The organism is Streptomyces sp. NPDC044106 (assembly GCF_056433985.1).
The window spans coordinates 230,612-256,217 of the sequence record NZ_JBWKFZ010000002.1; the positions used below are offsets into that span (position 1 = coordinate 230,612).

22 protein-coding genes, 1 tRNA gene and 2 pseudogenes are annotated in these 25,606 nt (G+C 68.5%); 18 read left to right on the top strand and 7 right to left on the bottom strand.

The genetic code is table 11. The annotated features are described in order from the left end of the window. Positions 1 to 120: 120 nt before the first annotated feature. The 8 genes from AC07DI_RS03780 (at position 121) to AC07DI_RS03815 (ending at position 8,874) form a co-directional block, all read left to right on the top strand. The gene (locus tag AC07DI_RS03780; protein ID WP_478902277.1) at positions 121 to 1,293 is read left to right on the top strand and encodes an inositol-3-phosphate synthase; all 1,173 of its coding nucleotides are present in this window, start codon (positions 121 to 123) and stop codon (positions 1,291 to 1,293) included. 88 nt (positions 1,294 to 1,381) lie between these two features. Then, positions 1,382 to 2,578 carry an SCO3242 family prenyltransferase gene (locus AC07DI_RS03785; RefSeq protein WP_478901950.1) on the top strand — a complete coding sequence of 399 codons (1,197 nt, stop codon included), beginning with the start codon at positions 1,382 to 1,384 and terminating at the stop codon, positions 2,576 to 2,578. Then, positions 2,575 to 3,576, top strand: coding sequence for a sugar phosphate isomerase/epimerase family protein (locus tag AC07DI_RS03790; RefSeq protein WP_478901952.1), 1,002 nt, complete (start codon positions 2,575 to 2,577; stop codon positions 3,574 to 3,576). Before AC07DI_RS03785 ends, AC07DI_RS03790 begins: the two co-directional genes overlap by 4 nt. Beyond that, complete coding sequence (locus AC07DI_RS03795) at positions 3,573 to 4,265, top strand: EboA domain-containing protein (RefSeq protein WP_478901954.1); 693 nt, start codon at positions 3,573 to 3,575, stop codon at positions 4,263 to 4,265. Before AC07DI_RS03790 ends, AC07DI_RS03795 begins: the two co-directional genes overlap by 4 nt. After that, entirely contained in the window at positions 4,265 to 5,116 is an 852-nt protein-coding gene (locus AC07DI_RS03800; RefSeq protein ID WP_478901956.1) for a TatD family hydrolase, read from the top strand. Before AC07DI_RS03795 ends, AC07DI_RS03800 begins: the two co-directional genes overlap by 1 nt. Before the next feature lie 3 nt (positions 5,117 to 5,119). Continuing rightward, positions 5,120 to 6,289: a metabolite traffic protein EboE gene (gene eboE / locus AC07DI_RS03805; RefSeq protein WP_478901957.1), complete on the top strand. Its 1,170-nt coding sequence runs from the start codon at positions 5,120 to 5,122 to the stop codon at positions 6,287 to 6,289. Further along, a complete protein-coding gene (locus AC07DI_RS03810; protein WP_478901958.1) occupies positions 6,286 to 7,662 on the top strand; it encodes an alkaline phosphatase family protein in 1,377 nt (458 codons plus the stop codon). The genes eboE and AC07DI_RS03810 overlap by 4 nt, the downstream gene beginning before the upstream one ends. 156 nt (positions 7,663 to 7,818) lie before the next feature. Further along, entirely contained in the window at positions 7,819 to 8,874 is a 1,056-nt protein-coding gene (locus AC07DI_RS03815; protein ID WP_478901959.1) for a sugar phosphate isomerase/epimerase family protein, read from the top strand. A gap of 73 nt (positions 8,875 to 8,947) precedes the next feature. Here the strand turns inward: AC07DI_RS03815 and AC07DI_RS03820 are convergent, their stop codons facing one another. The 5 genes and pseudogenes from AC07DI_RS03820 to AC07DI_RS03840 form a co-directional block, all read right to left on the bottom strand. Then, on the bottom strand, positions 8,948 to 10,327 hold the full coding sequence (locus AC07DI_RS03820; RefSeq protein ID WP_384247775.1) for an OFA family MFS transporter: 1,380 nt from the start codon (positions 10,325 to 10,327) through the stop codon (positions 8,948 to 8,950). 136 nt (positions 10,328 to 10,463) lie between these two features. Then, a pseudogene (locus AC07DI_RS03825) lies at positions 10,464 to 10,652 on the bottom strand (MFS transporter); the annotation flags it as partial. 72 nt (positions 10,653 to 10,724) lie between these two features. Continuing rightward, positions 10,725 to 12,881, bottom strand: a complete 2,157-nt coding sequence (locus tag AC07DI_RS03830; RefSeq protein ID WP_478901961.1) for an acetate--CoA ligase family protein — start codon at positions 12,879 to 12,881, stop codon at positions 10,725 to 10,727. Further along, on the bottom strand, positions 12,882 to 14,111 hold the full coding sequence (frc, locus tag AC07DI_RS03835) for a formyl-CoA transferase (protein ID WP_478901963.1): 1,230 nt from the start codon (positions 14,109 to 14,111) through the stop codon (positions 12,882 to 12,884). Between the two features lie 11 nt (positions 14,112 to 14,122). Next, the gene (locus tag AC07DI_RS03840) at positions 14,123 to 15,823 is read right to left on the bottom strand and encodes a thiamine pyrophosphate-binding protein (RefSeq protein WP_478901965.1); all 1,701 of its coding nucleotides are present in this window, start codon (positions 15,821 to 15,823) and stop codon (positions 14,123 to 14,125) included. Positions 15,824 to 16,050: 227 nt separating this feature from the next. Here AC07DI_RS03840 and AC07DI_RS03845 point away from each other — a divergent pair. Beyond that, positions 16,051 to 16,211, top strand: a pseudogene (locus AC07DI_RS03845) (aldehyde dehydrogenase family protein); the annotation flags it as partial. 123 nt (positions 16,212 to 16,334) lie between these two features. On the opposite strand, the gene AC07DI_RS03850 reads toward AC07DI_RS03845, so the two are convergent. Next, on the bottom strand, positions 16,335 to 17,678 hold the full coding sequence (locus tag AC07DI_RS03850) for a DUF2254 domain-containing protein (protein ID WP_478901966.1): 1,344 nt from the start codon (positions 17,676 to 17,678) through the stop codon (positions 16,335 to 16,337). A 137-nt stretch (positions 17,679 to 17,815) separates the two neighbouring features. Between AC07DI_RS03850 and AC07DI_RS03855 the strand changes: the two genes are divergently transcribed. Next, positions 17,816 to 17,903, top strand: a tRNA-Leu gene (locus tag AC07DI_RS03855). 88 nt (positions 17,904 to 17,991) lie between these two features. Here AC07DI_RS03855 and AC07DI_RS03860 read toward each other — a convergent pair. Beyond that, positions 17,992 to 19,269, bottom strand: a complete 1,278-nt coding sequence (locus AC07DI_RS03860) for a tyrosine-type recombinase/integrase (RefSeq protein WP_471215988.1) — start codon at positions 19,267 to 19,269, stop codon at positions 17,992 to 17,994. Between the two features lie 144 nt (positions 19,270 to 19,413). Here AC07DI_RS03860 and AC07DI_RS03865 point away from each other — a divergent pair, with 144 nt between their 5' ends. From AC07DI_RS03865 to AC07DI_RS03900, 8 genes are all read left to right on the top strand, one after another. Beyond that, positions 19,414 to 19,965: a hypothetical protein gene (locus AC07DI_RS03865; protein ID WP_478901967.1), complete on the top strand. Its 552-nt coding sequence runs from the start codon at positions 19,414 to 19,416 to the stop codon at positions 19,963 to 19,965. A gap of 71 nt (positions 19,966 to 20,036) precedes the next feature. Beyond that, positions 20,037 to 20,207 (top strand): helix-turn-helix domain-containing protein, encoded by a 171-nt coding sequence (locus AC07DI_RS03870; RefSeq protein WP_469922053.1) that lies wholly within the window; start codon positions 20,037 to 20,039, stop codon positions 20,205 to 20,207. 203 nt (positions 20,208 to 20,410) lie between these two features. Beyond that, complete coding sequence (locus tag AC07DI_RS03875) at positions 20,411 to 20,707, top strand: hypothetical protein (RefSeq protein WP_478901968.1); 297 nt, start codon at positions 20,411 to 20,413, stop codon at positions 20,705 to 20,707. Between the two features lie 454 nt (positions 20,708 to 21,161). Then, entirely contained in the window at positions 21,162 to 21,416 is a 255-nt protein-coding gene (locus tag AC07DI_RS03880) for a helix-turn-helix domain-containing protein (RefSeq protein ID WP_401812274.1), read from the top strand. Between the two features lie 48 nt (positions 21,417 to 21,464). Then, positions 21,465 to 22,370, top strand: coding sequence for a major capsid protein (locus tag AC07DI_RS03885; RefSeq protein WP_478901970.1), 906 nt, complete (start codon positions 21,465 to 21,467; stop codon positions 22,368 to 22,370). A 175-nt stretch (positions 22,371 to 22,545) separates the two neighbouring features. Further along, positions 22,546 to 22,893, top strand: a complete 348-nt coding sequence (locus AC07DI_RS03890) for a hypothetical protein (RefSeq protein ID WP_401812278.1) — start codon at positions 22,546 to 22,548, stop codon at positions 22,891 to 22,893. 464 nt (positions 22,894 to 23,357) lie between these two features. Then, positions 23,358 to 24,131 (top strand): Lsr2 family DNA-binding protein, encoded by a 774-nt coding sequence (locus AC07DI_RS03895; protein WP_478901971.1) that lies wholly within the window; start codon positions 23,358 to 23,360, stop codon positions 24,129 to 24,131. Positions 24,132 to 24,219: 88 nt separating this feature from the next. Then, a complete protein-coding gene (locus AC07DI_RS03900; RefSeq protein ID WP_478901972.1) occupies positions 24,220 to 25,593 on the top strand; it encodes a DUF3987 domain-containing protein in 1,374 nt (457 codons plus the stop codon). Positions 25,594 to 25,606: the final 13 nt, after the last annotated feature.

Here is a 25,606-nt window from a genome sequence, read left to right on the forward strand (position 1 = left end):
TCGTGTCCCGAGTCCCGAGCTCTTGAACCATGGCAGGAGGCAGCCGTGTCCACATCCGCGACCTCTACATCCGCGCCCTCTACTTCCCCCCTCGGGACCTCGCCCACCGGGACCTCACCCATCGGTACCTCGTCCGCTGACGCCCCGCCCGCCGATACCCGGCCCGTCGGGGTCTGGCTGATCGGGGCACGAGGCTCGGTCGCGACCACGGCCGTCGCGGGCTGCGCGGCCATGGCGGCCGGTCTGCACCCGCCCACCGGCATGGTGACCGAGACGGCGCCCTTCCTGGACCGCTCCCTGCCGACGTTGTCCTCCCTCGTCTTCGGCGGCCACGACACCACCAGCTGCCCGCTGCCCAAACGCGCCGAGGAGCTCGCCGCGGGCGGCGTCCTGCCGCACGACCTGCCCTCGGCGGTACGCGCCGAACTCGCCGCCGCCGACGCCGAGATACGCCCCGGCGGGCCACAACCGGGCGACACCCGCAGCGACGAGGAACTGATCGACGCCTTCGCTACCGACCTGCGCGACTTCCTACGCCGCCGTGGCCTGGCCCGCGCCGTGGTGGTGAACGTCGCCTCGACCGAACCACGCCCCTCGGACACCGAGACCGAACCACGCCCCTCGGACACCGACGAGCGACTCCCCGCCAGCTCCCTCTACGCGGCGGCAGCACTCCGGGCGGGCTGCCCCTACGTGAACTTCACCCCCTCGACCGGTCTGCACCACCCCCGCCTCACCGAGGCGGCGCACGCCAGCGGCCTGCCGCACGCGGGCCGGGACGGCAAGACCGGCCAGACCCTGCTGCGCTCCGTCCTCGGCCCGATGTTCGCGCAACGGGCCCTCGCCGTGCGCGCCTGGTCCGGCACGAACCTCCTGGGCGGCGGGGACGGCGCCGCCCTCGCCGACCCGGCCGCCGCGGCCGCGAAGAACGCGGGCAAGGAACGCGTCCTGGCCGACACGCTGGGCGCCGCCCCCGAGGGCGAGGTCCACATCGACGACGTCCCCTCCCTCGGTGACTGGAAGACGGCGTGGGACCACATCGCCTTCGACGGTTTCCTCGGCACCCGCATGGTCCTGCAGACCACCTGGCAGGGCTGCGACTCGGCCCTCGCCGCCCCCCTGGTCCTGGACCTCGCCCGCCTGACATCCCGCGCCCACGAACGCGGCCTCTCCGGAGCGCTCCCCGCCCTCGCCTTCTACTTCAAGGACCCGGACCCCGGCGCCCCGTCAGCACTGGGCGAGCAGTATGCGGCGCTGCTCGATTTCGCGGCACAGCTGGGAGGGGAAGGATGAGCGGCGCGCCCGCTTCCGGAAGCGACCTGCGCCACGCCCCTCGCCCGGCGGCTCGACCTCCGCACTCCGTACCGGCGGGTGAGGCCTCATGACGGCCGCCCGCGCCTGGGCCGAACTCCTGCGCCTGCCCGCCCTGTTCACCGTCCCCGGCGACGCCCTCGCCGGCGCGGCGACGACCGGCCTGCGCCCCAACCGCCGCACCCTCCTGGCCATCAGCTCCTCCCTCTGCCTGTACGAAGCCGGAATGGCCCTCAACGACTGGGCCGACCGAACCGAGGACGCCGTCGAACGCCCCGAGCGCCCCCTCCCCTCCGGCCGCATCACCCCACCCGCGGCCCTCGCCGCGGCCACCGCCCTCACCGCCGCGGGCCTGGCCCTCGCCTCCAGCGCGGGTCGGCCTTCCCTGGCCACAGCGGGCGCCCTGGCCGCGACGGTGTGGGCCTACGACCTCGGCCTGAAGCACACACCGGCGGGCCCGGTGGCCATGGCCACGGCACGCGGCCTCGACCTACTCCTCGGCGCGACGGCTACGGCGGGGGTGGGGGCGGGTGCTGGCGAGGGTGCGGGTGCGGGTGCGGATGTGGGTGTGGGTACGGGTTGGGGTCGGGGTCGGAGGTGGAGCCCGTACTCGGGTGACAGCCGGAGTGCCAAGGCCGCCATACCTTCCGCGGCAGCACTCGCCGCCCACACCCTCGCCGTCACCGCGGTCTCCCGCCGCGAGGCCCAGGGCGGCTCCTCCGCCGCCCCCTTGGCCGCGTTGGCAGTGACAACGGTGCTGGCCCGGCTGGTGGGAGGCGACCGCCGCCCTCACTTTGACGGTACGGGGAACCGTTGGGGCGGAGGGAGCGCAGGGGACGAGAGGAGCGGAGGAGGCGCAGGGAGCGGTAGGACCCGAGGCAACGGAGGAAGCCGAGAAGGCGGCGGGGCCCGAGGCAGCGGCGGGACCCGAGGCAGCGAAGAGACCCCAGGCAGCAGAGGAAGCGGAGGGATCCGAGCCAACACCCCCCTCGTCACCCCCCTCATCACTCCCCTCCAAACCGCCCGGCGGCTCCTCCCCGGCGCGCTGTCCCTCGCCTACATCGGGACTGCCGCAAAGCCCCTGTTCCACGCTGCTCTCAATCCATCACCTCCCCTCACCCAACGTGCCGTCGGCGGCGGGATCCGCGCCATGATCCCGTTGCAGGCCGCACTTGCCGCCCGCGCCGGCGCCGCCGGCACCGCTCTGCTGACCGTCGCCCTCGCCCCCGCCGCCCGGAAGTTCGCACGGAAGGTGAGCGTCACATGAGCGAGAACACTCCTCGGTGCCCGGCCCCGCCCGACGGGCTCCGGTTCGGCTACGGCACCAACGGCCTCACCGACCTGCGTCTCGACGACGCCCTCGGCCTCCTCGCCGACCTCGGCTATGCCGGCGTCGGACTGACCCTCGACCACATGCACCTCGACCCCCTCGCCCCCGATCTCGCCGCCCGCACCCGCACGGTGGCCCGCCGTCTCGACCGTCTCGGGCTGACCGCCACCGTCGAAACGGGCGCCCGATACGTTCTCGATCCGCGCCGCAAACACGGTCCCTCCCTCCTCGACCCCGACCCGGAACAACGCTCCGCCCGCGTCCGCCTGCTGACCCGCGCCGTCCAGGTCGCCGCCGACCTCGGTGCCCATGCCGTGCACTGCTTCAGCGGCATCCTCCCGGCGGACACCGCCGATGACGTCGCGTGGCGGCGCCTGGCCGACGCGCTCGGTCCCGTTCTCGACGCCGCGTCGGGCGCCGATGTACCGCTGGCGGTCGAGCCCGAACCCGGCCACCTCCTCTCCTCACTCGCCGACTTCCACCGTCTGCGCCACGAGCTCGACGACCCCGACCCCGAACTCCTCGGTCTCACCCTCGACATCGGCCACTGCCAGTGCCTCGAACCGCTCCCTCCAGCGGAGTGCGTACGCGCCGCCATCCCCTGGCTGCGGCACGTCCAGATCGAGGACATGCGCCGCGGAATCCACGAGCACCTGCCCTTCGGAGACGGTGAGATCGACTTCCCGCCCGTCCTCGAAGCTCTGGTCGCAGGCGGCTACCAAGGGCTCACCGTCGTCGAACTGCCCCGCCACTCCCACGCGGGCCCCGAACTCGCAGCCCGCTCCATCGCCTTCCTCAACCGAGCAGCGGAAGCAGCAACCGCCCCAGGGGCCCCTGCTCCGGCGGCCCCAACCTCGGAGCCCCCAACCCCGGTAGCCGCCGCCCCGGTGGCCGCCACCGCATCCGCCGCTCCCGCCGAAGGAGGTACCCCGTGACCGACACCCCCGGGATCGCCGCCCTCCGCGCCCGTCTCGAAACCGACCTCGGCGGCGCCGCACGGGCCTGGCTCGACCAGGCCGTCGCCGAGGCCACCGCGTACAGCGAGCGAGAGGAAGGAGAGAGGCAGGGGCCCGTCCCCACCTGGGAGATGAGGTTCGCCGAGGCCGGGCGCCGCTGCGGCCCCGACCACGTGGACGCCGCCCGCGTCCTCCTCCTGCACGCGGCGAACGCGTCCCCGGACACCCTCACCCGCGTCTACGCCCAGGGCACCGCCGCCGAGCGCCGCGCCGTCCTGCACGCCCTGCCCCACCTGGTGCCAGGACCCGACGCCCTTCCGCTCGTCGAGGACGCCCTGCGCACCAATGACACCCGGCTCGTCACCGCGGCCGTCGGACCCTACGCCGCCGCGCACCTCGCCCCGCACGACTGGCGCCACGCCGTCCTCAAGTGCCTGTTCACCGGCGTGCCCGTGGATGCCGTCGCCGACCTGCCGAGACGCGCACGCGGTGACGGCGAACTCGCCCGCATGCTTGGCGACTACGCGAGCGAGCGCACCGCCGCCGGCCGTCCCGTCCCCGGTGACCTGCATCGCGTCCTGTCTCTGACCGCCCCCGAGCCCACCGCGGCCCCGGCGGCTCCCTCGGCCCCCGCGGCCCCTTCGACCGGCGAGGAGCAGAAGTCCTGATGCGCATCTTCGACCCCCACATCCACATGACCTCCCGTACCACCGACGACTATCAGGCGATGTACGCCGCCGGTGTCCGCGCGGTCGTGGAACCCGCCTTCTGGCTCGGCCAGCCGCGCACCTCGCCCGCCTCCTTCTTCGACTACTTCGACTCCCTCCTCGGCTGGGAACCCTTCCGCGCCGCCCAGTACGGCATCTCCCACCACTGCACGATCGCCCTCAACCCCAAAGAGGCGAACGACCCCCGCTGCACGCCCGTCCTCGACGAACTGCCCCGCTATCTCGTCAAGGACAACGTCGTCGCCGTCGGCGAGATCGGCTACGACTCCATGACACCGGCCGAGGACACCGCGCTCGCCACCCAGCTTCATCTCGCCGCCGACCACGAGCTGCCCGCCCTCGTGCACACCCCGCACCGCGACAAGCTCGCCGGCCTGCGCCGCACGATCGACGTCGTCCGCGAGTCCGCCCTGCCCCCGGACCGCGTCCTGATCGACCACCTCAACGAGACGACCGTCAAGGAGGCCAAGGACAGCGGCTGCTGGCTCGGCTTCTCCGTCTATCCCGACACCAAGATGGACGAGGAACGCATGGTCGCGATCCTGCGCGACATCGGACCCGACCAAGTGCTGATCAACTCCGCCGCCGACTGGGGAAAGAGCGACCCCCTCAAGACCCGCAAGGTCGCCGACACCATGCTGGCGGCCGGATACGACGAGGACGACGTAGACCTCGTGCTGTGGCGCAATCCCGTGGCCTTCTACAGTCTCAGCGGACGCCTCCAGCTCGACGCGCGGGAACCGGACGCAGCCACCCACGAAGGCAACTCCATACTGCGCGGCGGGGCGTGAACCATGCGCTTCCGGCACCCCGACGGTTCCACCGTCCACCTCGCCTACTGCACGAACGTCCAGCCGGCCGAGACCCTCGACGGCGTACTCGCTCAGCTCCGCGACCACTGCGAGCCCGTACGCAAACGGCTGGGCAGAGACCGCCTGGGCATCGGACTCTGGCTCGCCAAGGACGCCGCCCGCGCCCTTGGCGCCGACCCGGCCGCCCTGCGCGGCCTGCGCACCGAACTCGACCGGCGAGGCCTCGAAGTCGTCACCCTCAACGGATTCCCCTATGAGGGCTTCGGCGCCGAACAGGTCAAGTACCGCGTGTACAAACCGGACTGGACCGACCCGGAACGGCTGAGCCACACCACCGAACTGGCCCGGCTGCTCGCCGCCCTGCTCCCCGACGACGTCACCGAAGGGTCCATCTCCACCCTTCCGCTCGCCTGGCGCAGCCCCTTTGACGCCACTCACGCCGAGACCGCCGGCGCAGCCCTCACCACGCTCGCCCAGCGCCTCGACGCCCTCGCCGAACTCACCGGCCGCTCGATCCGTATCGGCCTCGAACCGGAACCCGGCTGCACCGTCGAGACGACCGCCGATGCCATCACCCCGCTCACCGCGGTCGGCCACGACCGCGTCGGTGTCTGTGTCGACACCTGTCACCTCGCCACCTCCTTCGAGAACCCGGACACCGCACTCGACGCCCTCGCCGCTGCGAACATCCCCGTCGTCAAGGTGCAGCTGTCCGCCGCGCTCCATGCCGAACACCCCCACCTCCCCGAGGTACGCGAAGCACTCTCGGCCTTCGACGAACCCCGCTTCCTCCACCAGACCCGCACCCTCACCAGCACCGGACTGCACGGCACCGACGACCTCGGTGAGGCACTCACCGCCGGCACCCTGCCCGACACAGCGCCCTGGCGCGCCCACTTCCACGTCCCCCTGCACGCGGCCCCCGCCGCGCCCCTCACCTCCACGCTTCCCGTACTCCAGAACGCCCTGACCCGACTCGTCGGCGGTCCTGAACCCCTCACCCGCCATCTCGAAGTCGAGACCTACACCTGGCAGGCGCTCCCGCCCGCACTCCGCCCGCGCGGCCGCCCCCAGCTCGCCGAGGGCATCGCCGCCGAGCTCGCCCTCGCCCGCGACCTCCTGACCGACCTCGGCCTCAAGGAACTCCCATGACCCCGACCCCCTTGCTGGTCCTGGACGTCGTCGGCCTCACCCCCCGCCTCCTCGACCACATGCCCCACCTCAAAGCGCTCGGCCAGTCCGGATCCAGAGCCCCGCTCGGCACCGTCCTGCCCGCCGTCACCTGCGCCGCCCAGTCCACCTTCCTCACCGGCACCACCCCCGCCGAGCACGGCATCGTCGGCAACGGCTGGTACTTCCGCGAGCTCGGCGACGTACTCCTCTGGCGCCAGCACAACGGCCTCGTCACCGGCGACAAGCTGTGGGACGCCGCCCGTCGCGCGCACCCCGGCTACACCGTCGCCAACATCTGCTGGTGGTACGCCATGGGCGCCGACACCGACTTCACCATCACCCCCCGTCCCGTCTACTACGCCGACGGCCGCAAAGAACCCGACTGCTACACCCGGCCCCCCGGCCTCCACGACGAGCTCACCGAGAAGCTCGGCACATTCCCCCTCTTCCATTTCTGGGGACCCGGCGCCGACATCGTGTCCAGCCGCTGGATCGTGGACGCCACCCGGCACATCATCGACACCCGCCACCCCGACCTGGCCCTGTGCTACCTCCCTCACCTCGACTACGACCTGCAGCGCTTCGGACCCGACGACCCGCGCTCCCTGCGGGCGGCCAGCGACCTGGACGCGACCCTCGCCCCGCTCCTCGATGACGCGAAGGCGGAGGGCCGGACCGTCGTCGCCCTGTCCGAGTACGGCATCACTCGGGTGAACCGCCCCGTCGACATCAACCGGGTGCTGCGCCGTGCCGGGCTGCTCGAGGTGCACACCCAGGACGGCATGGAGTACCTCGACCCGATGGCGTCCCGCGCCTTCGCCGTCGCCGACCACCAGATCGCCCACGTCTACGTCCGCCGGCCGGAGGACCTCGACGCCACCCGCGCCGCCCTGAAGGACGTCCCCGGCATCGAGCAACTCCTCGACGACGAAGGCAAGAAGGCGCACCATCTGGACCACCCGCGCGCCGGTGAACTCGTCGCCGTCGCGGAGCCGGACGCCTGGTTCACGTACTACTACTGGCTCGACGACACCCGCGCCCCCGACTTCGCGCAGCTCGTCGAGATCCACCGCAAACCCGGCTACGACCCCGTCGAGCTCTTCATGGACCCCCAGGACCCCTACGTCCGCGTCAAGGTCGCGAGCGTGCTGGCCCGCAAGAAGCTCGGCATGCGCTACCGCATGGCGGTCGTGCCCCTGGACCCGTCACCTATTCGCGGCAGCCATGGCCGCCTCCCCACGAGTGAGGACGAAAGTCCGCTCATTCTCTGCTCCACCCCCCGTGCCGTCAGCGGCCCCGTCGCGGCCACCGATGTGAAATCGCTCCTGCTCGACCTCGCGGGACTGCGCTGATGTCCGCCCGCCGCGCCGCTGAATCTGCTTGATCTCCACTGAACCAGAGGGCTCGGACCCTGCCATCAGGGCCCGGCCCCCAGCGATCCCTGATCCGTTCCTCGAACCCATCCCTGACCCATCCCTGACCCCCCTGACCCTGCCGAGGAGAACCGCATGAGCCACCAGCCGTCCGCCACCGACCCCGAGCTCGCCCGCAGACTCAGCCGACGCGGCATGCTGGGCGTGGCAGCCGGGGCCACCGCCGCGGCCCTCGTGAGCGCCGCCGCCCCCACCGCCACGGCCGCACCCACCCAGGGGCGGGGCCACGGTCACGGCCACCCCGTCCTGCCGCCGGGGCGGCTCGGCATCCAGCTGTACAGCCTGCGCGACAAGGTCTCCACCGTCGGATTCGGCCCGGTCTTCGCCGAGTTGGAGAAGTATGGATACGACGAGATCGAATTCGCCGGATACACCCAGGGCTCGGCGGGCGCTATCACCCTCGCCCAGCTCAGGGCGCTGGCCCGCGATCACGGACTGCACCCCATCGGCTCCCACGTCGGCTACTACGACGACAGCAACCCCGGCGCGTACACGTTCGCCCAGAACCTCACGAAGGTGCTCGACGACGCCGAGGCCCTCGGCCTGAAGCACATCGGCACCGCCTCAGGACCCTTCCGCTACGGCAGCACCGTCGACGCCTGGAAGCGTGCCGCGGAGGACTTCAACACGTACGGCGAGGCGGCCCGCAAGCGCGGCATGAAGTTCTACCAGCACAACCACGCCGAGGAGTTCTCCTTCGCCACCGACAAGCCGAACGTCCGGCTCTACGACGTGCTGCTCGCCGAGACCGATCCCGATTTCGTGTACCTGGAGATGGACATCTACTGGGCGTTCAGCGCCCAGTTCCGCTTCGGCAAGCGGCCCGACGGTACCCCCGCCCCCTTCCAGCCGCTCGACTACGTACTCAAGCAGCCGCACCGCTACCCCCTGTTCCACGTCAAGGACGGCGTCCGGGACGAGAGCACCCGTGACGGATACCGCATGACGGACGTAGGCGACGGTGACATCGACTACAAGAGGTTCCTGTCGAAGGTGACCGCCCGCACCCACCAGGGCCGGCGCTACCACCACTGGCAGACCGAGCACGACAATCCGGCCGAGTCCTACGCCTTCGCCCGCAAGTCCAGCGAGCACCTGCACTCGCTGCGCTCCGGCCGCTGCGGCGACTGACCGTACGGCAGCACGGACGGGGCCCTGCCGCCCGACGGCGGAGGGCCCCACCCGGAAGTGACCGCAGCGGACGCTAGACCAGGGCTTCACGCGCGCGTGGCGCCCCCGGCTGCCGCAGCAGCAAGGAGAGGCCCGCCGCGACCAACGACACCACCCCGGCGGTCGTGTACGCGCCGACGTACCCCCAGGAGTCCACGACCATGGCCCCCATGCCACCGCCGAACAGGCCGGACACCAGCTTGGCGCTGTACACCATGCCGTAGTTGGAGGCGTTGTTGTTCTCTCCGAAGTAGTCCGGTACCAGTGCCGCGAAGAGCGGATAGAAGGCGCCGCCGGCGAATCCGGACAGGAACGCGAAGACGAGGAACAACGGCTGGTTGCGCATCTCGCCCGCCCACAGCACCCCGAACTGCGCCACCGAGAGCGCCAGACAGACGTACGTCAAGGTCGGCTGCCTGCCCATCCGGTCCGAGAGCCAGCCCACCACGCCGCGTCCCGTGCCGTTGATCACCGACATGACGCCCATCGACGAGGCGGCGATCAGCGGGCCGAAGCCCATCTCCTTCGCGAACGGCACCTGGAAGGAGATTCCGAAGATCGACACTCCGGCGCAGCACAGCATGCCCACCCACATGAGGGGGATCACCCCGGTGCGCAGGGCCTCGCCGGGCGTGAACTGCCGTACCGCGGGCGGGTTCTTGGCCAGGGCCGCCGCCGTGCGTGGGTCCCCGTCGAGCCGTAGCGGGTCCACCGAGGCCGGCCACCAGTTCTTCGGCGGGTCCTTGAAGAACAGCCCCGCCACCAGCGTCACGGCCAGGACGTAGAAGCCGACGAGATCCAGCACCGTCCGGTAGTTGGAGGTGTCGAAGCCGTACGAGAACAGGAAGATGAACGGCACCGCGCCGTAGGCAAACCCACCATTGACGAAGCCCGTCTTGCCACCGCGCCGCTCGGGATACCACTTGCCGACCATGTTCACGCACGTCGAGTAGATCAGACCCGAACCGACGCCACCGAGCAGGCCGAAGCCGGCCATCGCCACCGCCACGTTCGGCGCGTGGCTGAGGCTGACGAAGCCGAGCAGAGACAGGACCGAGCCCGTCAGCATCGCCGCCCTGCTCGTCAGGAGCCCCTTCTCGCGCAGCTTGCCCGCGGGGAAGGAGACCCCCGCCTGGAAGAAGATCCAGACGCTGAGCACCCAGAACGTGTTCGACGACGTCCAGTGGTGCGCGGCGGACAGGGTGTCCTCCGCCGCCCCGAACGCGTACTCGAAGACACTGATGGCGAGCATGGCCACCCAGGGCAACGCCACCATCGTCCAGCGGGGCCGGCCGAGGATGTCCCGGTCGCTCTCGCCGATGCGGTAGACGCGACCGCGCGCGTCCTTGAGCTCTCTGTACGGCGTGTCGCGGTCGGCCGCCGCATGGGGGCCGGCGATGGGTTCCGCCGTCATATCAAGCCATCTCCTCACCGAGGGGTTGCGGATTGGGGCTGATGTCCTTGGATTTCGGCCTGCCGGGTTGCGACAGGAACAGTGCGATGAAGTCGGCATGGCGCGCCGGGCGCAGCGGGTCGACGTTCGCGGGTCACCAGTTCTTCGGCGGGTCCTGGAAGAAGTAGCCCGCCGCCGCGACCGTCGTCGCGAGGAGGAGGCCGACGGCCACCAGGACCCAGCGGACATTCGTGAGATCCATGTAGCCGGTGAAGAGAAGGACGAACGGGACCGAGCCGTAGGCGAATCCGCCGTTGACGAATCCGGTCCTTCCGCCCTTCCTCTCCGTCTCTTCCGTGTGCGCACGGGATTCGGGGCCGACGGGCACGCACCGCGGGCCGGCCCCGAACCGGTCACCTCATCGGCCGCCCTCCAAGAGCCCGGCCGCCCGCGCCCAGCGGTACTTCGCGCCGAGCGCGGCGACCGGCTTCTCGGTCGTGTAGGGGTACGCCACGACGCCGCGCTCGAACAGGTACTGGCAGGCCTCCTCCACCTCGACATCGCCCGCCAGCGACGCCACCACGGGCTTCTCGATGCCGCGCGCACGGAACTCGGCGACGACGCGCGCCGTCAGCTCGGCGAAGACCATGGGCGGGGTGACAATCGTGTGCCAGTAGCCGAGGACGAGGGCGTGGATGCGCGGGTCTTCCAGGCCGAGCCTGATGGTCGCCTCGTACGTGGAGGGGGGCTCCCCGCCCGTGATGTCCACGGGGTTGCCCGCGGCCCCGAAAGGCGGGATGAAGGCATTGAAGGCGGCGTCCAGGTCGTCGGGGATCTCCATCAGCTTCAGGCCGTTGTCGGTCACGGCGTCGGAGAGCAGCACCCCCGACCCGCCGGCGCCCGTGATGATGACGATGCCGTCGCCCTTCGGAGTGGGCAGGACCGGCAACGCGCGCGCGTACTCGAGCATGTCATTCAGCCCCGGCGCGCGGATCACGCCCGCCTGCCTGAGGATGTCGTCGTACACGGCGTCATCGCCCGCCAGGGCGCCCGTGTGGGACCCGGCCGCCTTCGCCCCCGCCGCGGTGCGGCCGGCCTTCAGGACGACGACCGGCTTCTTGGGGACGGTCGCCCGCGCGGCCTCCACGAAGGCGCGGCCGTCCTTGAGGTCCTCCAGGTGCATGGCGATGCACTGGGTGTGGGGGTCCTCGCCGAACCAGGTCAGGAAGTCGTCCTCGTCCAGGTCCGCTTTGTTGCCGAGCCCGACGATCGCCGAAACCCCTGTCTTCGTAGTGCGCGCGAAACCGAGGATCGCCATGCCGATGCCGCCCGACTGGCTCGTCAGGGCGACCGAGCCCTTCACGTCGTACGGGGTGCAGAACGTGGCGCACAGGTCCTGCCACGTCGAGTAGTAGCCGTAGATGTTGGGGCCGAGGAGGCGCACTCCGTGCCGTTCACCGATCGCCACGATCTCGTCCTGGAGAGCGTGTTCACCCGTTTCCGCGAACCCGGAGGGGATGAGGACCGCGTTGGGCACGCCCTTGCGGCCCACCTCCTCCAGGGCCGACGCCACGAACTTGGCGGGGATCGCGAAGACCGCCACATCCACCTCGCCGGGAACGTCCGTGACACTCTTGTACGCCTTGCGGCCCACGATGTCATCGGCCTTGGGGTTCACCGGGTGGATCTCCCCGGAGAAGCCGCCGTCGATGAGATTGCGCATCACCGAATTGCCGATCTTCCCCGGCTCGTTGGAGGCGCCGATGACGGCGACGGAGCGGGGCTGCATGAGCCGGCGCATCGAGGCGAGCATCTGCGCGCGCGTGTACGTGCGCCGCGCTTGGGGGGCCTCTTCGGAGAGGATGATCCGGATGTCCGCCGCGATCGCGCTCCGGGGGGTGGCGATGACCGGGTTCAGGTCGACCTCGGCTATCTCCGGGAAGTCGGTGACCAACTGGGAGACCCGGCGGATCTGCTCCGCGAGGGCCCGCCTGTCCACCGGCTCCGCGCCGCGCACCCCGCGCAGGAGTTCCGCCGCCCGGATCGAGTCGAGCATCGAGGCGGCCTCGTCGGCGTCCACGGGCGCCAGGCGGAACGTGACGTCCTTGAGGACCTCCACGAGCACACCGCCGAGCCCGAAGGCGACGACCTTCCCGAACGTCGGATCGGTCACCGCTCCCACGATGACCTCCTGCGCCGACGGGCCGCCCGGCAGCAGTTCCTGGATCTGGACGCCTTCGATGCGGGCCCGCGCGTCGTAGGTACGCGCGTTCTCGACGATCCGGTGGAAGGCCGCCCGTACGTCGGCGGGGCCCTCCACACCGACCACCACGCCGCCCGCGTCGGTCTTGTGCAGGATGTCCGGGGAGACGATCTTCATGACGACTGGGCCGCCGAACCCGGCGGCGTGCGCCACGGCCTCGTCGACATCACTGGCTGTTGCCTCGCCCGGTACGGCGATTCCGTAGGCGTCCGCGATGATTTTTCCCTCGGGAGCGGTCAGCGCCGTACGTCCCTCGGCGCGCACCGCGTCGAGGAGCGTGCGCACCGCCCGCAAGCTGTCCTCGGCCGTCACTCAGATCACCCCGTCCGTCTTGAGCAGGCGCAGTTCCTCGTCGCCGAGGCCCAGCTCGCCGATGAACACCTCTTCGTTGTGCTCGCCGAGCAGGGGTGAACCGACCACGTCCACGGGGGAGTCGGAGAGCTTCAACGGGGAGCCGACGGTGGTGAAGCTGCCGCGCTCGGGGTGCGGGACCTCGACGACCATCTCGTTGGCGATCAGCGAGGCGTCCTCGATGATCTCCCTGGTGGACAGGATCGGGCCGCAGGGGATGTTGTGGGCGTTGAGCCGTTCCAGGACGTCCCACTTGGGCAGCGTCGCGGACCACTCCTCGATGAGCTGGAACATCTTGCCGAGCTTGGGCAGCCGGGCTTCCGGAGTGGACCAGTCGGGGTCGTCCGCCAGCTCCGGGCGACCGATGAGTTCGGTGATCGGCCGCCAGCCCACGGGCTGCACGATGACGTAGACGTAGTCGTTCGGGCCGCCGGGCGCGCACCTGACGGCCCACCCGGGCTGCCCGCCGCCGGAAGCGTTCCCGGAGCGCGGGACCTCGTCCCCGAAGTCCTCGTTGGGATATTCCGCGAGCGGCCCGTGTGCGAGCCGCTGCTGGTCGCGGAGCTTGACTCGGCAGAGGTTCAGCACGGCGTGCTGCATGGCCACGTTCACGCGCTGGCCCCGACCCGTGCTCTCCCTCTGGAAGAGGGCGGCGAGAATTCCCGCGACGGCGTGGATGCCCGTTCCGGAGTCCCCGATCTGGGCGCCAGTGGCGAGCGGCGGGCCGTCCTCGAAGCCGGTCGTCGACATGGAGCCGCCCATCGCCTGGGCGACCACTTCGTAGGCCTTGAAGTTGGTGTAGGGGCCGTCTCCGAAGCCCTTGATCGAGGCGTAGACGATGCGCGGATTGATCGCCTGGATGCGGTCCCAGGCGAAGCCCATACGATCCACGGCGCCGGGTCCGAAGTTCTCGACCATGACGTCGGATCGCCGGATGAGCTCCGTGAGGAGCTCCTTGCCGCGTTCGGTCTTGGTGTTGAGGGTGATGCTCCGCTTGTTGCAGTTGAGCATCGTGAAGTACAGGGAGTCGACGCCGGGGAGGTCGCGCAGCTGCTTGCGTGTGATGTCCCCGGAGGGGGCCTCCAGCTTCACCACGTCGGCGCCGAGCCAGGCGAGCAGCTGGGTGGCGGAGGGGCCGGACTGGACGTGCGTCATGTCGAGGACGCGGATGCCTTCGAGAGCCTTGGTCATGGCCGGGCTCCTCACTTGTACATGGTCTGGTTCATGGTTCCCGGGGCGTACGCGTCGGGGTCGACCCATACGTTGATCAGGGAGGGCTTGCCGGACTCGCGGGCGCGGCGCAGCGCGGGCCCGATGCCGGCCGGATCGCGCACCTCTTCGCCGTGTCCGCCGAGCATCTGGGCGAACTTGTCGTAGGGGACGTCGCCCAGGGTGTTGCCGACGCGTTCGCGCTCTTCGCCGTACTTGGCCTTCTGGCCGTAACGGATCTGGTTCATCGAGGAGTTGTTGCCGACGATCCCGACGAAGGGGAGGTTGTAGCGGACGAGGGTCTCGAAGTCCCAGCCGGTGAGACTGAACGCGCCGTCTCCGAAGAGGGCCACCACCTCCTTGTCGGGGCGTGCCTGCTTGGCGGCGAGGACGAAGGGGATGCCGACGCCGAGGGTGCCGAGCGGTCCCGGGTCCATCCAGTGGCCGGGCGACTTGGGTTGGACGACCTGCCCCGAGAAGGTGACGATGTCGCCGCCGTCGCCGATGTAGATGGAGTCCTCGGTAAGGAAGTCGTTGATTTCGCTCACCAGGCGGTACGGATGGATGGGTGAGGCGTCGGACTTCAGGCTCGGCAGGCGCTTCTCGATCGCGGTCTGCTCGGCTGTGCGCAGCTCGTCGATCCACTCCTTGCGCCGGGTGGCCCCGCTGCTGCCGTCTCCGTGGAGGGTGCGTCCTGACGCGGCTTCGGTGACCGACTGCAGGACCAGCCCGGCGTCCCCGACGATCCCGAGGTCGATGTCGCGGTTCTTGCCGACGGTGCGGTAGTCGAGGTCGATCTGGACGACGGTGGCGTCCGGCGAGAGCCGCTTTCCGTAGCCCATGCGAAAGTCGAAGGGGGTGCCGACGACGACGATGAGGTCGGCGTTGGAGAAGGCGTATCGCCGCGAGAGCTGGAAGTGGTGGGGGTCCCCGGGCGGCAGTGTGCCTCGGCCCGCGCCGTTCATGTAGGCGGGCACGTTGAGGGTGCGTACGAGCTCGATGGCCGCCTCGGTGCCACGGGTCGTCCACACCTGGCCGCCGAGCAGGATCGCGGGCTTCTCGGCGTGCACCAGGAGGTCGGCGAGCTTCTCGACCGCCTCCGGGTCACCGGCCGAGCGGGTGGAGGCGCGGTACCGGCCGGCCTCGGGGACGCGTGCCCTGTCGGCCGGCACCTTGGCGTCGAGCACGTCACGGGGTATCTCCAGGAAGGACGGTCCCGGGGCGCCGTGGTAGCACTCGCGGAACGCCATGGACACCATGTCGGCCGCGCGGGCCGTGTCGGGCACGGTCGCGGCGAACTTGGTGATCGGCGCCATCATGTCGACGTGCGGCAGGTCCTGGAGTGACCCCATCTTGTGCTGGCTGTGGGCCCCTTGTCCGCCGATCAGCAGCATGGGGGACTCCGCGCGGAAGGCGTTGGCGACACCGGTGACGGCGTCCGTCGTGCCCGGACCTGCCGTCACCACGGCGCAACCCGGCTTGCCCGTGATGCGGGCGTAGCCGTCGGCGGCATGGGCGGCGACCTGCTCGTGGCGCACGTCGACGACGTCGATGCCCTCGTCGACACAGCCGTCGTAGATGTCGATGATGTGGCCGCCGCAGAGGGTGTAGATGACCTCGACGCCCTCCGCTTTGAGCGCCTTGGCGACCAGGTGCCCACCGGAGATGTCGTTCTGGCTGTTGTCCTCGGGCATGACGAAGTCCTGTCCCTTCGTTGGGGAGTTGGAGTGCGCTCACACGCTTTCCGGGCGCCCTCAGAGCAGACTGCATACAGTCGACGAACACTGTATGCAGATTGTTATCCCGCATCCGGTGAGTGGTGTACAGGGGGCGTGCGGCACTTTTCGGGAGCCAGGGGAGTGCATCCGGACAGACACGGTGGTCACGGCATATGGCGGACCGACGGCCGGACCCTGTCCGCCAACCACGCTCGCGCGGCGACAGGGAGGAGCTCTTCGGTGGGTTCGGTGGGTCCTGGCGCGGCGCGTTCGTGCGCGGCGAGCTGCTCGTGCGTGCCGTGACCCGGGCCCCGCGGAAGAGGGGCTGCCGGGCAACTTCCCGAGCCATCACCGCATGGTGTGATGCCCGGGGCGAGACGGGAGTGCTCGCGGAGGGGCGACACCGACATGTCCATGGAACGGTACGGGTCCGTCAGCCGATGCCCTGCCGTTCCGGACGTCAGCCGATGCCCTGTCCGTCCAGATGTCAGCCGATGCCCTGTCGGTCCGGGAGGAGCGCGAACGCGCGGTCCGCCGCCTCCGGCACCGAGCGCTCCACCGCCTGCGTGAGGAGCCCTCGATGCCGCAGCAGCGGCTCGCGCCGATCCTCGGGGGCGAGCAGCAGCAGATCGTCGAGACCGGCCAGCATGCGGCGCGTGACCTGGGGGTTACCGGCCGCGCACCCCCTGATCTCGGTGAACCCCAGATCGACCAAGGCGGTCCAGTCCGGCACGGACTGTACGAGTCGCAGTGCCCCGTGCCGGTCGCGGTGCCCGAGCGCGCCCAGGGGGTACGGGGCGATCGACGCCAGGAACTGCACGATGCGGTCCAGAGCCTGGACGGCGGTCGTCGGATCGTTCACCGCGGGGGAGAGGGCGCGCAGCGCGATGTCGGAGAGCTGCCGCAGACCGAACCCGAGATCCTGGTGGAAGGTGCGCTCCACGCCCACGTACACGGTGTAGCCGAGCGCCCGGCGCGAAGGCGCGGTCCCGCCGTGCACCGTGAACACGGGCGTCCCCGGCACCACGAAGTCACCGATCCGCGGGATCAGCCGCAGCACGATCCCCTGGCGCCGGGCCGCCCGCACGGCCCGCGCGATGTTCACGTCCCGCAGCACGCCTGCCCTGCCCCGGTGGGTGACCCGGGCGGTCTCGGGACCGAGCTGCTCCGTGTCCACCGGAAGCTCCGTGGGCTGCTTCACCGCCACCCGGAACGATTCGTGCGCGATCCTGTCGATCACGAAACCGATCCGCATCATCCGCACCGTCCCGTTCACGTATGCCACGAACAACAGCAGGCTCAGCAGCACCATCGCCATCGCGATCACCGCCTCGACCAGCGGTGCGCTCGTCAGGAGCCGGGGGTCCCGTTCGCTGTCGAACGACGTGAGCGTCATCAGGGAGAAGAGGAACGTCGCCATGAACCCGGCAAGCGTGATCTTGGTGATGCGGGACCGGACGTACAGCCGCACCACCCTGGGGCTGAACTGCCCGCTGGCCATCTGGACGGCCACCAGCGAGATGCTGAAGACGACACCGATGAACGTCATCATGGCGCTGCCGATGGTGCTGATCACCGCCCTGGCGTCCTCGGCGATGCCCATCAGGTCCTTGATCCCGTCGTAGTCGCCGTTGTCCCGCAGCGTCTCCACGATCAAGGTGTCCAATTCCGACGCGGCCCACCACAGGAGCATCGCCGCCACCAGCGCCGCGGTCGGCGCGAACCACATGGTGTCCCGCAGGTGCTCGCGCAGCGGGGACAGCATCCGGGGCCGACGCACCTTCATGTCGCCGAGCGCCCCAGCGGTATCAGTAATCGACCCGTCACTCATAGTGAGACTGTAGGCCGCTGGGTGCGGGCCACCGTGCATCCCCCGGCGGACGGGCGGATACGCAGGTGAAAGGCACTCCGAAACCTTGGTATTGTTGTCCATGTCGCCGCGGGGAACACCCGCTCGGCAGACACCCGGTCCGGGTGGCGGAATGGCAGACGCGCTAGCTTGAGGTGCTAGTGCCCTTTAACGGGCGTGGGGGTTCAAGTCCCCCCTCGGACACCAGCTGAGACCCCACTTCACGTGGGGTTTTCTGCTTTTCTGGGGTGTGGCGTGACCAACCACGTGACCAACAGCCCAGAGATTCCCCAGGTCAGACCAGGGTTGCAAGGCCGATTCGAGAGGCGCTGGACGCAGCCAGTTTCTTGGCTCCCTCGGCGCGACGCCTGCCGTAGCGGCTCATGGTGTAGCCAGGCGAGTGGTGCCGGGCGTTAGCGGAGACCTCTACGGGGTTCTCGTGGTTGTCGAGATCGTTCGTGATCTTCGAGGCCCGCCAGTCGTGCAGCCGGAAGTCGTCCGGCAGGTGCAGCCGATTGCGAGCCGTCCGCCAGCGTGCCGACACCTTCTCAGGGTCCTGCGGGCCTCCGGCCTCTCGGCCCTTCTGGAGCTTGAACCCGTCGCGGGCGAACACCAGGCCGTGATCTACCCATAGCGGTCCGAGCCGTTCCTTCTCGGCTTGCTGGCGCTCCCACTGCCACTTGAGGACATTCATCAGGGCCTGGTCCACGTAGATGATCGCGTTGTCGTCACCGTCCTTGGTGAGCTTGCGGAGCCTGTAGGTATTGCCTTCCTCGACGACGACCCAGGCCAGTTCGATGGCGCAGTCATCCCAGTGGATCAGGTCCCACATCCACCCCAAGGTCTCGCTGCGGCGGCATGAGGTGGCCGCGTAGGAGGTCCACAGCGGAGCGTCCCGCAGGCAGTGATGCATGAACCCGTCACAGACGCGGTTCTTGCACGGCTCCCATATCTCCTTCAGGAAGTGCGCCGTCTCCTGATCGTTGAGGGTGGGGAAGTCGGGTTGTGCCGCCTTGATCTGCCGCTCGGTCGGTGGATTGGCGGTGTGGGCGGGATTGACTGTGAGGAGCTTCCTTGGTCCGGTTACGGAGTCGAGGGCCGCCGAGATGATGTTGTGGACGTGGCGGACGCTCTTGGGGCCGAGCGGCTTGTTGTCGTTGCCGTCAATGGGCTTGGTCTCCAGGAGCCGGTACAGCTCGTCCAGGCGATCGTCTGTCACCTCCACTACCTTCTCCGTTCCTATGTGGGGCTTGATGTGCAGCCGGATCTTCGGCTCGTAGCCTTCCTTGGTGGTGTCCTCGCCCCGGTGCTTGGCGAGCCAGGAATCCATGAGCTGCCCCATGGTCATGTCAGAGCGGGGCGTGAGGGCGCCCGCCTCGTGATCGCTGTGCCACTGCCGGAGCGCTCGTTCCGCTTCGGTCTTGGTCTTGTACTCGCGGCCTATCCAGTAGCGCTCCTTCTTGCCTGTTGCCGGGTTGAAGTGCAGGGGCGTGCGTACACCCCAGGTGTTCGGCCGTCCCGTCCGCTTGATCTCCACGGGGGTGCCGCCGAGCCCGTTTCCACGCTTTGTCACGGGTGGTGGTGCTCTCTCGTCTGCTCTGCCGGTCGGCGGTGCGCCGGTCCGGGCCGGTGCGTCGCTCCGGCACTCTCAGTTTGATCACGGACCACCATCTCTTGTCAACCAATGGTGGACCACCCTCCGTGGTACGGTTCTGGAATGGATGGAGACGAGAACGGATTCGAGATCACCCAGCACCAGGGAGCGTGGGACATCCGCATGTGGTGGCCCAGCGGGCCGGTGACCGGAGGACCACAGCGCATCACGATCGAGAAGGCACAGGACGCCCCTGCCCGCGACGTGGCGCGCGGCATCTCCACCACCGTGTTGCGCAGGCTCGACCTCACAGAAGCGGTCCAGGCGGCACAGAAGGCCGCCCCCAGCCTTGAAGAAGGTGCTCGGGAGATCACACAGACGATCGAGGAGGCGGCGAAGACGGCCGGACGGCTACTCGCTCTCGAAGGGGTCTCGGCTCCCTACCTGGTCATGCTGTCGGCTGTGTACGTCCAGATGACGAGCATCGGCGCGCGTCGCCCTGTCGATTGGCTGGCACAGTTGATCGAGCGACGGCCGGAGACTGTCCGGGACCACCTCAAGAAGGCCCGCAGGGACGGGTACTTGAGTTCCCTCGCGGGCAAGGCCGGTGGGGAACTGACCGACAAGGCCACGGCCGTACTCGATTCCCTGCCAGATGCGGGAGAAGCCCGGTAGTCCCCGTTCTGCACGCCTGCATGACCACGCCCCCGAGGCCATCGGGGGCTTTCTTTTTCTCGGAGGATTCTTTGACCAAGCTGATGACCGTGGACGAGGTGGCCGAGTATCTGGGCCGCCCGAAGCACTGGATCTACAACAACCACAAGGCCCAGGGCATCCCGTTCAAGAAGGTAGGACAGGCGCTCCGCTGCCGCCGCCATGACCTTGACCGGTGGCTGGACGAGCAGGGGGCGCAGTGAGCTTCCTGGACGCAGACCCGTTCGCCAAGCGTCCGGCCTGGGAGAGGGCCGAACCGATTGCGCGGACCGAACCGCGCGAAGGGTCACGGCCGGCCTTCCGGAGCGTGAACGGGACCGGCGAAGGGGAGTTGATTAGCTCGGCCCGGACGCCGAGGTCTGTAATCCGCTACGAGTGGGAACGGGCCCTATGGAACTGTCCCGACGTGCCCGGAAAGTACAAGCACGTCCTTGCGGCGGCGTCGTTCTTCGCCACCTTCGACACCGGCCGCGACCTGCGGGCCCCGCAGGAACTCATAGCGGAGACATCCGGGGCGTCACTCAGCACCGTGGGCCGAGCCATCAAGTACGGCCGTCAAAAGGGGTGGTTGTGGGTGGAGCACAAGTCGAGGGGCAAGGGCGACTGCGACATCCATTGGCTGACGATCCCCCGGCACGATCACGGACACAGCTTCACAGATGTGCGAGCCAGGGCCAGGGAATACGACCACACGTCACACTGACCTACTACCTAGTGAGTTTCACCAAGGGAGTCCCACCAAGGGACTCCTACCGAGTGATTTCTACCAAGTGGCCTGGGTGGTTTGAGGAGAGATGGAGAAGGGCCAGTCTTTCGGGACTAGCCCATCTCCTGTACTGAAACTTGACCTGCTGCCAGCCCAGGCGTTTACAGCATTCTGTTCGCCCGCTTCGTGACGGGCGTCTCAATTTCACGTGTATCCGTCCCCTGATCTTCGCGGGGACGCCGACATTATTAGTGAGAGGGAAGTTCACCTCACGGTGTGAGCTGTGCCCCACTTCCGTGGGTCACCGAGAGTCGCAACGAAGATCTCACCGACGCATAGGGTGAGATGACTTCCCTCGCAGTCCCTTCAACCCCCGTCCGCCTCTCGGTGGACGGGGGTTTCCTTTTGCCCACAGGTTCGCGTTTCAGCAATCAATCGCAAGGAGTTCCTTATGTTCGATCGTCATGCTTTCACTGCCCGCCGTATCACTCTTGGCCTGTCCGTCGAAGAGCTGGCTGACGAAATGGTTGTGGCTCCCTCCACCGTCTACCGGTGGGAGTCCGGGGAGACCACTCCGAGCCTTCGGATGCTCGTGCTGGCGTCGCGGCATCTGTGCTCGCCGCTGCTGTCTCTCATGACGGGTGAGGACACCGAGCAGCGTCGCAAGGCCACGGCTGTTGACGCCCTGATCCGTGAGGGCTCCTGACTCTGCACGATTCCCCTTCCCATTTTGATGACTTAAGCAGGAGTTTCTATGACCGATCAGAAGCCCATGACCGTCCAGGAAGCCGTTCAGTCTGAAAACGGCTTCGCCATATCCAAGATTGTTGCTTCCACGGCCCTTGACATGCTGGTGGGATTCAAGGGACTGGCACACACTGTGCACCGGGATGCAGAGGAAGATTTCCGGGGCGGTGTTGGTGACTCGGTACGTATCCGCCGTCCAGAGGTGCTTAAGGCCGGAAACTTCAACGGTTCCGTGAACAGCATGGTGCAGCCGGTCAAGGACACGACCATCGAGCTGAAGATCACCGACCACGCCCTCTCGGCGGTGGAGATCACCGACAAGGAGATGCGCTTCGACCTCTACACCTTCGAGAAGCAGGTCACGCTTCCCCAGTCCGCGGGAGTCGGTGACTACCTGGAACAGAACATCGCCAACACGATGAACCAGCGCACCGCCGACGGCGCTCCGGGCTTGATCACGATGAAGGCAACCCAGCCCCGGCACGCGATCATCGACGCAGGCACGGTCCTGGACAAGAGCCGCACAGCGGGCCGCCGTTGGCTGGCTGTCTCCCCGGACGTGAAGAACGTCCTGCTGAAGGACGACAACTTTTCTCAGGTCGCCCAGGCCGGTTCGGATGAGGCGCTGCGTGGCGGCATCATCGGTGAGGCGTACGGCTTCACGGTCGTGTACTCGCCGTTTCTGGCTGACATGACCGCCGTTGCCTACGTCGGCTCGGCGTTCGCCATGGCGGTCTGCTCGCCGCCTGTGGTGCGGAGTGAATTCTCCGCCTCGGCTGGGCATCAGGGCTACTCGATGCGCTGGCTGATGACCTTCAACGACGACAGCCTGAACCAGCGCTCCATCATGGACGCCTACGTCGGCTCGACCGTTCTGGACGAGCGGCGCTCGGTCGGCCTCAAGCTCGCCTGACCCACGTCACGGGTTGCTCTTGAAGGAAATGGTCCGGGGCCTCTGCCGAAACGGCAGAGGCCCCTTCTTTGTTGCTTCGAGCCCTGGCGAGGGCTCCGGGCGCTCCCGTTCACGCTCAGTCGATACGGCCGCGATGCCGGCCGTCACAATCTGCGACTACACCGGAGGTTCCACCATGCCCAAGCCACGCGCCCCGCACTCTCCCCATTCCCGCTATCGCGAGGCACAGCGGATTACTGTCTTGCCGCTCGATCACGGATTGCCCGTACCCGATATACCGGAGGGCCGGGATTGGTCGGAGCATGAGCGGGCCTACTGGAAGGAACTGTGGGAGACCTCACAGGCATCGCAGTGGGATGACTCGACCGTCGGAATTGTGGCAGCGGTGGTCGTCTATTGGTCTGCGATCCTGGCCGGTACAGCGTCGAACACTCAGCACATGGAATACCGGCACCTGACCAAGGATCTCGGGCTCACCCCTGAGGGAATGCGCGCCCTTGGGTGGGTGATGGGAGATGAGTAAGAAACTCGCCCGGCGCAGGGCACAGCTGAACGTCAGCCCACCGTACGAGCCCGCCAGGCAGCAGGAGCACAAGGCGGGCATCGAGTGCCGTAACACCTGCTCAGAGTGCTGGTTGGCCTGGTGCCTTCACGCCGCCTGGCTGGCCACGGATGGGACAGCGGAACCGTGGAACGACGGCCGCCGACACGATCCGGAATCGTGCTTCGAGTGCTGAAAATTGATTGGCAAACAAACGGTGGAAAGAAGGCACCCCTGGTGGGTCCTATTCACTTCCCAATTCCCATTACCCCCGTCGTTGAATTCGCGAGAGTAATACTCTAGATATCTTTCCGTTACCGTTCCGTGATAGGAGATCGGCAGAGTTGATCTCACACCGCAGCGCCAAATGCGGAGGCCGTCAGAGACTCACTCCGGCCACTCACCGAGACTTCACCGCTCCTCCCTATCTAAGGATTCGTGCACCCATGCTCCGGACCGTCATGATTCCCGTTCAGCGTCGATACTGCGATGCCCACATAGCTCGGGATGCGAGCGAGGTGGAGGCAACCGACACGCTGACCCTGGGGGCCCGTGCGTGGGACCTGTGCACGGAACACGCGGCCACGTTCGGCGGGTATCTAGTGGATGCCCTGGGGGCTGGTCTGCCGGACGCTGACGAGTCGGAGACTGAGTCTGACTCTGTAATCGTGGCTCCCGAACCTGAGCCCGTGCCCGTGGCTGAGCCGTCACCTGTTGCCGAGTCGGAGCGTGATGCGGAGGACGTGAGCGAGGGAGCGGCAGAACCTGAGCCTGTGCCTTCCGTGATGTTGGCGGGGGAGGTGCCGGGGTACGACTGGGAGTCGGCCCGCGAGGCAGTGCGCCGGGCAGGGTTCGAGGTGGTGGGCCGTGCCGATGGCTCCACTGTCCTGCTCATCCTGGGTGAGGGCGGGGAGCGCAACGGTCACAAGCTGCGGGACGCGTCCGAGCGTGGCATTCCGTGCATGGACGTGAGGAAGCCCGGCCGCTTCAAGTCGGCCGTTCTCTCCGGTGAGTTCGTTGGTAGTGACCCTCTCCCCGAGCCTGCCAAGGTCGATCGGTCGGGGATGAGCGACCGGGAGCGTAACCGTGTGATCCGGGCATGGGCCCGCGAGAACGGGTGGCCCAACCTCTCCGTGCAGGGACGCGTCCCGATGCAGGTCCGTCACGCCTACGAACTGGCTCACCAGGACGCATCCGAGGGAAAAGCGGTAGCGGCCTGAGCGCCGCCCCCACGATGCCGGGCGCTGAGTGCGCCCGGCCTCCCCGGCCAGAGGCCAGCCAAGCAACCCTTTTCGAGATAGAGGCAGCATGAACACCCCCGTTCTGTACGGTCCCATCGGCCGCGCCGTCCGCAAGATCTCCCCTTTCCTGGAAGCGGACGCCCTGGGGGTGTACGTGGCCGCCCTGTCGATGTGGTCGGCCGCGATTGGTGGCACGGTCAAGGTGTCGTCCCGTGGCTCCGCCCGGCCCGTGCTTCTGTGGAGTGCGTTGGTCGCCGGAACGGGCAGGGGCAAGGGAACCGCGCTGCGGGCCGCGCTTCACGTCCTGGACGCTTCCCTGGGCCGCTTCCTGGCAACGCACACCACATCCGGCATCACGTCCGGGGCGAGCATGGTGCACCACCTGTGGGAGCAACAAGAGGCCACGGCCGAGACCGAGCACGGGCGGGACGTGCGGGCCCTGGTGATCGAAGAGGAATGGACCGAGGTCTTGAAGCGAGTAAAGCGGGACCCGTCGTTCACCACCAAACTCCGCGCTGCCTGGGACGGCGCAACGCTGCGCAACACGACCAAGGAAGAGGCGCAGGAAGTCCGCGACCCCGCATTGGTCCTGCACTCCCACATCACTCCGTCCGACTGGGCCAAGTACGTGGGCGAGTCAGAAGCGGCCGGAGGCTCGTACAACCGCATCCTGCCCTTCCTCCTCGGGTCCGTCCCGATGCTGGACGACGACCGCGTGAGCCTGCCGAAGGTCGACGGCTCCGAACTGTCCGACGCTTACGGGTGGGCCACCGCCCGCCCCCGCGTGATCACTCTCTCCGAGGACGCCCGGCCCCTGTGGCGAACCGTTCGCCGGTACGCCCGCATCCTGGGTGAGACCCTGCCGGAGGGTCAGGCCGTGTTCATCGAGCGGACCGCAGAGCAGACGCTCAGGGTGGCCGCCTGCCTGGCCGCCTCCGAGTGCTCCGAGACCATCACGGACGAGAACCTGACGGCCGCCTTCACCCTGGTTCGCCGCTCCGTTCAGGACGCGGTACGGATCAACAAGGGGGCCGATGCTCCGAAGGTGAAGCGGCAGCCGCTCAGCCTCGCCGACAAGGTACGAGCCCGAATCGAACTGCACGGCGGTCAGGCCACCTCGTCGCAGGTGCTCCCGTACGTGGGTGCGTCGGCCGCTGAGGTCAAGGCACTGCCCGGAATCGTCGTAACGGTGGACCGCTCGGGTAAGACCGGCCGACCGGCCACCGTTTTCACGATCCGCGGTGACACTCCCGTTCACGTAGAGCAGCCGGTTTCGACTCCGCACACGATGCCGGCCGCTCCAGAGCGTGATGAGAATCGCGCCACGGTTGTGCAGATGGACGCGTACCGCTCGATGCCCAAGCAGGCCTCGGAGCCCACACCCGAACCGAAGCGTCCGGAGCCGCTCGCCGACTCCAACCCCTTCCGAGCGCTCCTCTAACCAACCAACAAAG

What these genes read in the sequence shown, in the direction of transcription:
- AC07DI_RS03895 (WP_478901971.1), top strand. Translation starts at nt 23,358, where the DNA reads ATGCTCCGGACCGTCATGATTCCCGTTCAGCGTCGATACTGCGATGCC.
- AC07DI_RS03880 (WP_401812274.1), top strand. Translation starts at nt 21,162, where the DNA reads ATGTTCGATCGTCATGCTTTCACTGCCCGCCGTATCACTCTTGGCCTG.
- AC07DI_RS03820 (WP_384247775.1), bottom strand. Translation starts at nt 10,327, where the DNA reads ATGACGGCGGAACCCATCGCCGGCCCCCATGCGGCGGCCGACCGCGAC.
- eboE (WP_478901957.1), top strand. Translation starts at nt 5,120, where the DNA reads ATGCGCTTCCGGCACCCCGACGGTTCCACCGTCCACCTCGCCTACTGC.
- AC07DI_RS03840 (WP_478901965.1), bottom strand. Translation starts at nt 15,823, where the DNA reads ATGCCCGAGGACAACAGCCAGAACGACATCTCCGGTGGGCACCTGGTC.
- AC07DI_RS03865 (WP_478901967.1), top strand. Translation starts at nt 19,414, where the DNA reads ATGGATGGAGACGAGAACGGATTCGAGATCACCCAGCACCAGGGAGCG.
- AC07DI_RS03810 (WP_478901958.1), top strand. Translation starts at nt 6,286, where the DNA reads ATGACCCCGACCCCCTTGCTGGTCCTGGACGTCGTCGGCCTCACCCCC.
- AC07DI_RS03885 (WP_478901970.1), top strand. Translation starts at nt 21,465, where the DNA reads ATGACCGATCAGAAGCCCATGACCGTCCAGGAAGCCGTTCAGTCTGAA.
- frc (WP_478901963.1), bottom strand. Translation starts at nt 14,111, where the DNA reads ATGACCAAGGCTCTCGAAGGCATCCGCGTCCTCGACATGACGCACGTC.
- AC07DI_RS03890 (WP_401812278.1), top strand. Translation starts at nt 22,546, where the DNA reads ATGCCCAAGCCACGCGCCCCGCACTCTCCCCATTCCCGCTATCGCGAG.
- AC07DI_RS03800 (WP_478901956.1), top strand. Translation starts at nt 4,265, where the DNA reads ATGCGCATCTTCGACCCCCACATCCACATGACCTCCCGTACCACCGAC.
- AC07DI_RS03850 (WP_478901966.1), bottom strand. Translation starts at nt 17,678, where the DNA reads ATGAGTGACGGGTCGATTACTGATACCGCTGGGGCGCTCGGCGACATG.
- AC07DI_RS03900 (WP_478901972.1), top strand. Translation starts at nt 24,220, where the DNA reads ATGAACACCCCCGTTCTGTACGGTCCCATCGGCCGCGCCGTCCGCAAG.
- AC07DI_RS03815 (WP_478901959.1), top strand. Translation starts at nt 7,819, where the DNA reads ATGAGCCACCAGCCGTCCGCCACCGACCCCGAGCTCGCCCGCAGACTC.
- AC07DI_RS03785 (WP_478901950.1), top strand. Translation starts at nt 1,382, where the DNA reads ATGACGGCCGCCCGCGCCTGGGCCGAACTCCTGCGCCTGCCCGCCCTG.
- AC07DI_RS03790 (WP_478901952.1), top strand. Translation starts at nt 2,575, where the DNA reads ATGAGCGAGAACACTCCTCGGTGCCCGGCCCCGCCCGACGGGCTCCGG.